The following is a 12,062-nucleotide window of genomic DNA, read 5'->3' as shown; positions in this document are numbered from 1 at the left end:
GGATTATTGAATGAGCAAAAAGAGATTTTCCGGGCTGCGTCTGATTCTTATGGTGCCTGTGGTGGTGCTTCTGGCCGGTGGACTGATCATCGGCGGAAGAGCTTTGCAGGAACCGGGGGAAGTAAGGACTCTTAAAAAGCAGGAGGTAGCGCAGACGGATGAAGGACATCAGGAGTATTATTTCGGCCTTCTTAATGAGAATGAACAGAGAGGCTACCGCGAGATCCTGGAGGGGATCAGAAGCTTTGAGGATAAATTTTATCTGTCTCTCTCAGGAGATAATGAGATAGACAGAGTGTATCATGCAGTGCTGAAGGATCATCCGGAGCTGTTCTGGGTACATAACCGGGAGAAAGTTTATAAGACGACTTATTCGGGCAGGGATTACTGTCAGTTTTCTCCGGGATATACTTATACAGAGGAGCAGAGACAGGAGATCACGCAGGCCATGGAGAATGCATATCAGGAGGTGGTGTCGCAGATTCCGGATGGTGCTGATGATTATACCAGGGTAATGACTGTTTATACATATGTCATAGACAATACAGAATATGTGATCTCTGATGATGACCAGAGTATAGCCGGAGCTTTCTGGAAGAAACAGGCGGTATGTGCGGGCTATGCGGGAGCAGTACAGTATCTGTTGGAGCGTCTGGATATTCCCTGTATTTATGTGGAGGGTGATGCTGCAAACAGTACCCAGGGACATGCCTGGAATATTGTAGAGCTGAACGGACAGTATTATTATGTGGATGCCACCAATGGGGACCAGCCGGACTTTCTGGAGGGTGATGCCACGCTGCTGGCAGAGCATAAGACAACGATTTATGATTATCTGTGTCCGTTCCCACAGGAGTACGAGGAGAATTATAAGGCCTCTGATGAGTTTCCTGTTCCTGCGTGTACAGCGACTGACATGAATTTTTATGTGAGAAACGGCGCCTGCTTTGATACCTATGACTGGAACAGTGTATATGACCTGTGCAGACTGCGTATTGACAGTGATGCTGCGGTGGTACGCTTTAAGTTTGGCAGCCAGGCGGCTTATGATGAGGCATATATGGATCTGATCGACAGTAATCATATCCAGGATATCGCAAAATATTATATGGAAGTCCATGGGCTGTCACAGATTTCCTACCATTACGGCGTGATCGACAATATGAAGACCTTATACTTCATGTTCTGACAGGTTTAGCTCAGATGTGTCAGTTGATGATAAGGAACGCTATAAATATATAACTAAAAGGAGTGACTGAAAATTATGGTTAATATGACAGATATATTTGGAAATGCGCTGAGTATTGCCGGAAGTTTTATGGATTCAGATCTGGTGAATCGTTTTATGATGGTAATATTTGCAGTGATCCTTGTGTTTGGAGTGCTGAACTGTATTCTGGGATACAGGCTTCTGCGTTTCTGGATGATGCTGGGAGGTTTTCTGGTAGGCGGCGGCCTTGCGCTGGTGGTTGTACATACAATGGGAATACAGGAGAAATCAACAATGCTGATCGCAGCACTGGCGGCAGGAGTTGTGTTCGCAGTGATTGCATTTCTGATCTATAAGGCAGGTGTGTTTATCCTGGCAGCAGGTATCGGCTGGGCGGCCAGTATTTATTTCCTGCATCCTACCAGCTCCGCAGTATTTTTTGCATGTATTCTGATCGGCGTAGCTCTTGGTTCCATGGCAGTGAAATACTGCAGGGAAGTGCTGATCGTGGCTACAAGTCTGATCGGTGGTATTATGGCAGGGGTTTCCCTTGCACAGCTTGGAAATCTGGCAGATATTCCCTATGGTCTGGGAATGAGTGTAGGGTTTGCAGTTCTGGGTATGCTGATCCAGTTTGCTATCAACAAACCGGTTTCTGATGAAGAGGATGAAGAAACGGTTGATGAAGAAAGCACTGAGCAGATTTACAGGCGAAATCAGGAACTGAGACAAGACCAGAGTTTTGAGCAGTCTCAGGATAGAGACATGGAGGAATCAATATATGCCAGAGGACAGAAAGGACAGGCGAGAAAAAATGGCAAAAGAAGCTAAGACAAATGCAATGAGAATGCTGGACAGACAGAAGGTTAAATATGAGGCGTTCTCCTATGAATGTGATGAATTTATTGACGGGATCCACAGTGCGGATAAGATTGGTGCTCCCTATGACCAGTCTTTTAAGACTCTGGTAATGGAAGGAAAGAGCGGCGGTTATTTCGTTTTTGTAGTTCCGATTGAAAAGGAAGTTGACCGTAAGGCGGCTGCAAAGGCTGTCGGTGAGAAGACAGTGGACATGATCCATGTGAAGGATATCACAAAGATTACCGGATATGTGAGAGGCGGCTGTAGCCCGCTGGGAATGAAGAAACCTTATCCTGTTGTGTTTGATGCATCTGCAGGAGAATTTGAGGAGATTTATGTGAGTGGCGGCCGTATCGGACTGACACTGAAGGTTCCCCTTGCTGATCTGCTTAAGGTGACAGGCGGAAAGCTGGCGGATATTATCATGAAGACAGAATAAAATAACAGGGTACGGCTAAGCCGTACCCTGTATTTTATTCTTTAGTTATCGGAAGCGTCCTCTTCATTGATCTCGAATACGTGACGTTTCTTAGCCATCTCATCACTTGCCAGATATTCATCGTAAGTAGTGATCTTGTCGATCATAGTTCCATTTGGAAGGATTTCCATGATACGGTTGGCTGTTGTCTGTACGAACTGATGGTCATGTGAGGTGAAAAGGATAACACCCGGGAATTTAATCAGACCGTTATTCAGTGCTGTGATGCTCTCCATGTCGAGGTGGTTGGTTGGCTCATCAAGGATGAGAATGTTTGCACCGGAGATCATCATCTTGGAAAGAAGACAGCGGACTTTCTCACCACCGGAAAGAACGCGTACACGTTTGATGCCGTCTTCACCGGGGAAGAGCATACGTCCGAGGAATCCACGAACATAAGTAGCATCCTTGATCTCGGAATACTGTGTCAGCCAGTCTGTAATAGTAAGGTCATTATCGAACTCTGCAGTGTTGTCCTTAGGGAAATATGCCTGGGAAGTGGTAACACCCCATTTATAATTTCCTTCATCCGGTTCCATTTCACCAACTAAGATCTTGAACAGAGTAGTGATTGCCTGTTCGTTGGCACCGACGAAAGCTACCTTGTCATCATGTCCGAGTGTGAAAGAAATGTTATCCAGAACTTTTACACCGTCGATGGTCTTGGAAAGGTTCTCCACCATAAGGACTTCGTTACCGATCTCGCGGTTTGGACGGAAGTCGATGTATGGGTATTTACGGCTGGACGGACGCATATCGTCAAGCTGGATCTTTTCCAGGGCACGTTTACGGGAAGTCGCCTGTTTGGACTTGGAAGCGTTGGCACTGAATCGGGAAATAAACTCTTGAAGTTCTTTGATCTTTTCTTCTTTCTTCTTGTTGGCTTCCTTCATCTGTTTGATGAGGAGCTGGCTGGACTCAAACCAGAAGTCATAGTTTCCGGCATAGAGCTGAATCTTGCCGTAGTCGATGTCTGCTGTATGAGTACATACTTTATTTAAGAAGTAACGGTCATGGGATACAACGATGACAGTGTTGTCAAAGTTGATCAGGAATTCTTCGAGCCATTCAATAGCAGGCAGGTCAAGGTGGTTGGTAGGCTCATCCAGAAGAAGAATGTCCGGATTACCAAACAGTGCCTGCGCCAGAAGAACTTTGACCTTCTGGCTTCCTGTAAGGTCAGCCATCTGGGAATAGTGGAGATCGGTTTCAATTCCAAGACCATTCAGAAGAGTAGCAGCATCAGATTCTGCTTCCCATCCGTTCATCTCTGCAAATTCACCTTCCAGTTCGCTGGCACGGATACCGTCTTCATCAGTGAAGTCCGCTTTTGCATAGATAGCATCTTTTTCTTTCATGATCTCATACAGTCTCTTGTTACCCATGATAACAGTATCCAGAACTGTATATGCATCATATTTGAAGTGATCCTGCTGCAGGAAAGAAAGACGCTGGCCCGGAGTGATAACAACGTCACCGTTGGTAGGCTCTAACTGTCCGGAAAGGATTTTAAGGAATGTGGACTTACCGGCACCGTTTGCACCGATGAGACCGTAGCAGTTGCCCTCAGTAAATTTGATATTTACATCTTCGAAGAGGGCCTTTTTACCTACGCGCAATGTAATATTGTTTGCTGAAATCATATCATACCTCTTTTTCGTGAAATTATTGTTTTGCAGTAACTGTCCGGCAGATTGTTTATGGAAAACGTATCTTTCGCAGGAAACAGTTACATTATTTCCTATTATATAAGTTACAACCGCTTATCATTGTACCGTAAATTGGGAAATTTGCAACTGTTTTTTGCTTTTTTGGGTTCTTTTATTTACAAAAAAAAGAAGCACTGTTATAATATAGAATAAATATAGCCTCTTGACAGACAGAAATATGAGGCATTGATATGACAGAAATAACGATTACTGTTTCCATTGTTTTATGCAAAACAGCGATGTGGACAGTAAAGGATAATTAATTTTAGAGAGGTTGCAAAGACTATGTTTATTACAAGAGAGTGCGATTATGCAGTTCGAGTGGTACGTGCGCTTTGGGGAGAGAGCAGACTGAGCGTATCCGATATCTGTGAGAAAGAAGCAATCACAGCTCCTTTTGCCTATAAGATCCTGAAGAAACTTCAGAAGGCAGAGATCGTGAAGGGATACAGAGGCGTACATGGTGGTTATTCTCTGAACAGGGGACTGGATGAGCTGACTTTATATGAGGTTTATTCAGCGATTGATCCGGATATGTTTATCATCGAATGTCTGGATCCGAAATATAACTGTGTCAGAGACGGACAGGATGGATTACCATGTCTGGTACATAGAGAATTGTTATCTGTACAGGATGAACTGATAAGTCTCCTTAAGAGAAAAACAATACAGCAGATCATGGAGGAGGCGTAGAGCCTCCTTTTTTTACTTTTATCTGCCTGATTTGTCCGAAATTTGGCATATCTGCATAATGTTAGTTATATGTAACTCGAAAAATGCACATATTTGCTACTGAAATAACAGAAAATCCCTGCTTTGTACCTCAGAAGATACAAAATATGTCAAAACAAATTGGACACAGGCAGAAGATTATGTTATAATCTACAATGAAATTTGAGGTATATTTTACTTATGCCTTGAAATAAATAATTAATTTTCATCAACCTTTAAGGAGGAAAAACAAACTATGGCAAGAAAGATGAAAACCATGGATGGTAACCATGCAGCTGCTCATGCTTCATATGCATACTCAGATGTAGCCGCTATTTACCCGATCACTCCTTCATCTGTTATGGCGGAAGCAACAGATGAATGGGCAACCCAGGGAAGAAAGAACATTTTCGGACAGGAAGTTCAGGTAACTGAAATGCAGTCTGAGGCTGGTGCAGCAGGTGCTGTACACGGATCTCTGGCAGCAGGTGCTTTAACAACAACATATACAGCATCTCAGGGTCTGTTACTTATGATCCCAAACCTTTACAAAATCGCTGGTGAGCAGTTACCTGCAGTATTCAACGTATCTGCACGTGCACTTGCTTCTCATGCACTTTCAATTTTTGGAGATCATTCAGACGTTATGGCCTGTCGTCAGACCGGATGTGCAATGCTCTGCGAATCTTCTGTACAGGAAGTTATGGACTTAACACCTGTTGCTCACCTTTCAGCAATCAAAGGTAAAGTTCCGTTCATCAACTTCTTCGATGGATTCCGTACATCTCACGAGATCCAGAAGATCGAGACATGGGATTATGAAGATCTTAAGGATATGGCAGATCTGGAAGCAATCGCTGAATTCCGTAACCATGCCCTGAATCCAAATCACCCATGCCAGAGAGGTTCCGCTCAGAACCCTGATATCTTCTTCCAGGCAAGAGAAGCATGTAACCCATACTACGATGCTCTTCCGGCAGTAGTTCAGGAATACATGGACAAAGTTAACGCTAAGATCGGTACAGATTACAAATTATTCAACTACTACGGAGCTGCTGATGCAGAACACGTAATCGTTGCTATGGGATCTGTAAACGATACAATCGAGGAGACAATCGACTACCTTGCAGCAGCAGGAAAGAAAGTCGGTGTTGTCAAAGTTCGTCTTTACAGACCATTCTGCGCACAGGCACTCATTGATGCAATTCCGGAATCTGTAAAACAGATCACAGTTCTTGACAGAACTAAAGAGCCGGGTGCACTTGGCGAGCCACTGTACCTTGACGTTGTAGCAGCATTAAAAGACAGCAAATTCGGCGGCGTAAAAGTATTCTCCGGACGTTATGGTTTAGGTTCCAAAGATACTACACCTGCACAGATCGTAGCTGTTTATGAAAACACTGCAAAAGAGAAATTCACAATCGGTATCGTTGATGATGTTACTAACCTTTCCCTTGAGACAGGTGCTCCGATCGTAACAACTCCTGAAGGAACAACAAACTGTAAATTCTGGGGTCTGGGAGCTGATGGTACAGTAGGTGCCAACAAGAACTCCATCAAGATCATCGGTGATAACACAGACATGTACGCACAGGCTTACTTTGATTATGACTCCAAGAAGTCCGGTGGTGTTACAATGTCCCACTTACGTTTCGGTAAGAAACCGATCAAATCCACATACCTGATCCACAAAGCAAACTTCGTAGCATGTCATAATCCATCCTACGTAAACAAATACAACATGGTTCAGGAACTTGTTGACGGTGGTACATTCCTCCTTAACTGTGCATGGGATATGGAAGGTCTTGAGAAACATTTACCAGGACAGGTAAAAGCTTTCATCGCTAACCACAATATCAAATTCTACACAATCGACGGTGTTAAGATCGGTATTGAAACTGGCATGGGACCAACACGTATCAACACAATCCTTCAGTCTGCATTCTTCAAACTGACAGGAATCATTCCGGAAGATCAGGCAATCGACCTTATGAAAGCTGCTGCCAAGGCAACATACGGACGTAAAGGTGATGATGTCGTACAGAAGAACTGGGCAGCTATCGACGCTGGTGCTAAACAGGTTGTAGAGATCCAGGTTCCGGAAAGCTGGAAGAACGCTGAGGACGAAGGTCTTCATATGACTCATGCAACAGAAGGACGTCAGGATGTTATCGATTTCGTTAACAATATCCAGGCTAAAGTTAATGCTCAGGAAGGTAACTCCTTACCTGTATCTGCATTCAAGGATTATGTAGATGGTACAACACCATCCGGTTCTGCTGCATATGAAAAACGTGGTATCGCAGTTAACGTTCCTGTATGGAATCCGGAAAACTGTATCCAGTGTAACAGATGTGCTTATGTCTGCCCGCACGCAGTTATCCGTCCTGTAGCTCTGACAGCTGAAGAAGCAGCTAATGCTCCTGAAGGCATGAAGACATTAGACCTTACAGGTATGAAAGAATATAAATTCACAATGTCCGTATCCGCACTTGACTGTACAGGATGTGGTTCTTGTGTAAACGTTTGCCCAGGTAAGAAGGGTGCGAAAGCACTTGCTATGGAAAACCTTGAAGCAAGCGCAGACGAGCAGAAATACTTTGACTACACAGTTAAACTGCCGGTTAAAGAAGATGTTATCGCTAAATTTAAAGAAGCAACTGTTAAAGGCAGCCAGTTCAAACAGCCTCTGCTTGAGTTCTCTGGAGCTTGTGCAGGATGTGGTGAAACACCATACGCTAAACTGATCACTCAGCTGTTCGGTGACAGAATGTACATCGCAAACGCAACAGGATGTTCTTCTATCTGGGGTAACTCCTCACCATCTACACCATACACAGTAAACGCTAAGGGACAGGGTCCTGCATGGTCCAACTCTCTGTTCGAAGATAACGCTGAGTTTGGTTATGGTATGCTTCTTGCTCAGAGAGCTATCCGCGATGGCTTAAAAGCAAAAGTTGAAGACGTTGTTGCTAACGGAACAAACGAAGACGTTAAGGCAGCTGGTCAGGAATGGCTGGATACATTTGCTGTAGGTGCTACAAACGGCGCTGCTACAGACAAACTTGTTGCTGCTCTTGAAGCTTGCGGATGTGACAAAGCAAAAGAAATCCTTGCTCAGAAAGATTTCCTGGCTAAGAAATCCCAGTGGATCTTCGGTGGTGACGGATGGGCTTACGATATTGGATTCGGTGGTGTTGACCATGTTCTCGCTAGTGGACGTGACATCAACGTTATGGTATTCGATACAGAGGTTTATTCTAACACAGGTGGACAGTCTTCCAAGTCTACACCTACAGGTGCTATCGCTCAGTTCGCTGCAGGCGGTAAAGAGACTAAGAAGAAAGATATGGCTTCCATCGCTATGAGCTATGGCTATGTATACGTTGCTCAGATTTCCATGGGTGCTGACTTCAACCAGACTGTAAAAGCTATTGCAGAGGCTGAGGCTTATCCGGGACCATCTCTGATCATCGCTTATGCTCCATGTATCAACCATGGTATTAAGAAAGGTATGGCAAAAGCTCAGACAGAGGAAGAATTAGCAGTTAAGGTTGGATACTGGCATAACTTCAGATTCAATCCTGCAGCTGAAGGAAACAAGTTCTCTCTTGATTCCAAGGCTCCGAGCATGGAAGATTATCAGGCATTCCTTGACGGTGAGGTTCGTTACAACTCTCTGAAACGTCAGAATCCTGAGAAGGCTGCAAGACTGTTTGCTAAGAATGAGGCTGAGGCTAAGGCTAGATTTGAATATCTGCAGAAGCTGATCGCTCTTCATAGTGCTGAATAATCTTTTCGGTTTTTGAACGACTGTAAACAAGTTTATAAATCATTAAAAAATAAATAGATAGAGCTATTTATAGTGTCCAGACGATATATGTGGGCCGCGGTACTTTTTGTATCGCGGTCCTTTTATGTATTGCTTAAAAAGGGGACGCCGGGGAATGGCAGAACATCTGAGGCTCAGTCTCGGAACCATGTAATTTCTTAGTATTTGAAAAACCGCTAAAAACATTCAGAAATTGCTCAAACTCGCTTCGCTCAAACAGTGAGCAATTTCTGAATAACGCGGCTTTCCAAATACTAAGAAATTACATGAACCCTCGAGATTCGCCTCAGATGTTCTGTCATTCCCCGGCTGGTTGTTGGCTGATTTAAATACTTTCGTCGTTCTTAAACAATGAAATAATGTTGGCTATAAATTTGACAAGTATTGGATATTTGTCTATAATCAGTAAGAACTTTATAACTCGGTTTAGAATGATAGAATATAAAGGAGCGGTTATGAGGAGATTTGTGAGCAGGGATAGTAAGAAGGATTTCTACTTATTATATACGCTTGTATTTGGGGTTATTTCTTTTTTTATCTATTATCAGTTTGCGGGGAATGGGAAGTCTTTGGTGTGGAGTCATGACGGGATTCCACAGCATTTAAATTCTCTGGCGTATTATGGGCGGTATCTGAGGGAGGTTCTGCATACGATTTTTGTAGAGCATAAGCTGGAATTGCCTATGTGGGATATGAATATCGGGTATGGTTCGGATATTCTTACAACTTTGCATTATTATGTGATCGGGGATCCGCTGACTTTGTTGTCTGTGTTTGTGCCGGAGAATAAGACGGAGGTTTTGTATGAGGTTCTGATTTTTCTGAGGATTTATCTGGCGGGGATTTCTTTTAGTGTTTTTTGTTTTTATCATAAGAATCCGAAGCAGGCGACGTTTATGGGAACGTTGATCTATATTTTTGCGGGATGGACGATTTATGCGGCTATGAAGCATCCGTATTTTTCCAATCCTATGATTTATCTGCCGTTGGTTCTGATGGGGATTGATAAGATTTATAAGAGGGAGAAGCCATGGCTGTTTATCTGGGCGACTGCGGTTTCGGCTATGTCGAATTTCTATTTCTTTTATATGATCTGTATTTTTATGTTTATTTATGCGGCTTTCCGATATTTTGGGATTTTCAGTGAGAGAAGTGTGAAGGATGTTCTGGGATGGCTGGTGAAGTTTATCGGCTATTATGCGGTGGCTTTGATGATCGCGGCGGTTATTTTTATTCCGGTGGTCATGACGATTTTTGGTACGGACAGGTTTCAGGCTGAGAATTATGTGCCTCTTTTATATGATAAAATTTATTATGAGAAGTATCTGGGTGATCTGATCGGGGAGAATATGATCCAGTGGGGGGTTGCCGGGTATTCTGCTGTTGCTATGGCGGGTGTGTTTGTGCTTTTTTCCAGGAAGAAGAAGTATCTGGATCTAAAATTGGGATTTGGGCTGTTGAATCTGTTTTTGCTGGTGCCTTTTGCAGGGCATGTGCTCAATGGTTTCTCTTATGTGTCCAACAGGTGGATCTGGGCTTATGGGATGATGATCGCGTACATTTTCGTGAAGGCATATCCTGAGCTGTTTACTCTGACTGTGAGGGAAAAGAAGAAGATTTTTGTCATGACGGTGGCGTATTGTGTGCTGGCTCTGTTTGCGAAAGCTGCCAGAACGCAGAGAAATATGGCAGGTGTGCTGGTTCTGGTATTGGCTGTGTTTACGGTTACTTCTTTTGGAAATATTTTTCTGCAGGGGAAGTATATGTGTGGGCTTCTCAGTGCTTTGCTTGTGGTGAGCATTATGTTGAATGTTTCTTATCAGTATTCTTATGAGAAGGATTATCTGTCAGAGTTTGCAGCCGAAGAGGAGTCGCTGGATAAGCTGGAGTCGAATACGGATAAGGCGGTTCTTGCTGCCGGGGATTCAGGTGTCTATCGTTATGACCAGTATGGGGCATTGCCCTATGATAATACTTCTATGTATATGGGTACGAACAGTACTGCTTATTATTTCAGTCTTGCAAACAGCAGTATCAGTGATTTTTTCAGTGAAATGTATCTGAATACGCCATGGGAGCAGCATTATGAGAACCTGGACGGAAGGACGATTCTGGACAGGCTGGCTTCTGTGAAGTATTTTGTGATAAGTGGTGATAATTTCCGCTATCTTTCCTATGGATATAATAAAGAGAAGGGCTCTGCAGGAAAGGGAAAAAGTGAGTGCAGGGCTTATGAGAATGAGAATGCACTGCCTCTGGGTTATACTTATGACAGTTATATTCCTGAATCGGAATATGAGAAAATGGATGTGGTAAAAAAGCAGCAGGCTTTGATGGACGGTGTGGTGCTTGAGGAGAGTACACTGCCTGAGGCATCTGTTGATGCTGATAATGAGAATATCCAGTATCGTATGGAGACAGGGGATGGTTGTGCTCTGTCTAAGGGAGCAATCAGGGTGACGAAGGAAGGGGCGCAGCTGAAGCTTGTGTTCCATGGTCTTACGGACAGTGAGAATTACCTGATCGCAGATAATCTGGATTATGACAGTCTTTCACCAAGAGAACTGATTGGTAACAGTCAGTGGAAGAAGATGTCTGAGTATGACCAAAATAAGGTTCTTGATGAGGACAGCCGGTGGCGATACTGGAAGGAATCAAAGGAAGCGGCTATGACAGTCAGCTCCAATGATGTGACCAAGACCATAAAGATTTTTACGGATAAGTATAATGCCTACAGTGGACGGCATGATTTTCTCTGCAATATGGGATATTCCAGATCAGGGGTTCGTACTATGACGATCACCTTTGCCAATACGGGTGTTTATACCTATGATAAATTAAGGGTTGTGAGTCAGCCGGTGCAGGGGATTGAGGAAAAAACTGTGAAGCTGGGTGAAGAAGCTCTCGAGAATGTAAAAATGGGAACGAATGAGATTACAGGGGATATCAGTGTTTCCGAAAAGAAAGCTCTTGTGTTGTCTGTTCCGTACAGTAAGGGATTTACGGCTTATGTGGACGGGAAAGAAACGAAGCTTCAGAAGGCGAATACCATGTTTATGGCTCTGGAACTGGAACCTGGTTCACATGAGATACGCCTTACATATTGCACACCTTATCTGAAAGCGGGAATGCTTCTTTCTGTTCTGGGGCTGGTTATATATGTAATGTTGGTGTTCAGGAAGAAAAAGTAATCCAAATTCCATTGCTTCAGGAAAGTCTGGAATGAATTTGAGTCTCGTTACTGAGAACGAAGAGAACAGT

7 protein-coding genes are annotated in these 12,062 nt (G+C 43.7%); 6 read left to right on the top strand and 1 reads right to left on the bottom strand.

Annotated features, from left to right (window positions below):
• The first annotated feature begins 10 nt into the window (after nucleotides 1-10).
• The 3 genes from NQ550_RS11005 to ybaK all read left to right on the top strand — a co-directional run bounded on the left by NQ550_RS11005 (nucleotide 11) and on the right by ybaK (nucleotide 2,510).
• Nucleotides 11-1,189, top strand: a complete 1,179-nt coding sequence (locus NQ550_RS11005; RefSeq protein ID WP_025578668.1) for a transglutaminase domain-containing protein — start codon at nucleotides 11-13, stop codon at nucleotides 1,187-1,189.
• Nucleotides 1,190-1,264: 75 nt separating this feature from the next.
• Complete coding sequence (locus NQ550_RS11000) at nucleotides 1,265-2,041, top strand: TM7S3/TM198-like domain-containing protein (protein WP_025578669.1); 777 nt, start codon at nucleotides 1,265-1,267, stop codon at nucleotides 2,039-2,041.
• The gene (gene ybaK / locus NQ550_RS10995; protein WP_008703300.1) at nucleotides 2,025-2,510 is read left to right on the top strand and encodes a Cys-tRNA(Pro) deacylase; all 486 of its coding nucleotides are present in this window, start codon (nucleotides 2,025-2,027) and stop codon (nucleotides 2,508-2,510) included. Before NQ550_RS11000 ends, ybaK begins: the two co-directional genes overlap by 17 nt.
• Nucleotides 2,511-2,551: 41 nt before the next feature.
• On the opposite strand, the gene NQ550_RS10990 is transcribed toward ybaK, so the two are convergent.
• Nucleotides 2,552-4,192, bottom strand: a complete 1,641-nt coding sequence (locus NQ550_RS10990; protein ID WP_008703297.1) for an ABC-F family ATP-binding cassette domain-containing protein — start codon at nucleotides 4,190-4,192, stop codon at nucleotides 2,552-2,554.
• 351 nt (nucleotides 4,193-4,543) lie between these two features.
• Between NQ550_RS10990 and NQ550_RS10985 the strand changes: the two genes are divergently transcribed.
• The 3 genes from NQ550_RS10985 to NQ550_RS10975 all read left to right on the top strand — a co-directional run bounded on the left by NQ550_RS10985 (nucleotide 4,544) and on the right by NQ550_RS10975 (nucleotide 11,992).
• Nucleotides 4,544-4,951, top strand: a complete 408-nt coding sequence (locus tag NQ550_RS10985) for an RrF2 family transcriptional regulator (RefSeq protein WP_008703296.1) — start codon at nucleotides 4,544-4,546, stop codon at nucleotides 4,949-4,951.
• Between the two features lie 274 nt (nucleotides 4,952-5,225).
• Nucleotides 5,226-8,762: a pyruvate:ferredoxin (flavodoxin) oxidoreductase gene (gene nifJ / locus NQ550_RS10980; protein WP_025578671.1), complete on the top strand. Its 3,537-nt coding sequence runs from the start codon at nucleotides 5,226-5,228 to the stop codon at nucleotides 8,760-8,762.
• Between the two features lie 494 nt (nucleotides 8,763-9,256).
• On the top strand, nucleotides 9,257-11,992 hold the full coding sequence (locus tag NQ550_RS10975) for a YfhO family protein (RefSeq protein WP_025578672.1): 2,736 nt from the start codon (nucleotides 9,257-9,259) through the stop codon (nucleotides 11,990-11,992).
• Nucleotides 11,993-12,062 lie beyond the last annotated feature (70 nt).

The sequence above is a fragment of the Blautia wexlerae DSM 19850 genome, from assembly GCF_025148125.1.
In the GTDB taxonomy this organism is placed as follows: domain Bacteria; phylum Bacillota; class Clostridia; order Lachnospirales; family Lachnospiraceae; genus Blautia_A; species Blautia_A wexlerae.
This window is presented reverse-complemented; position numbering and strand designations above follow the sequence as displayed.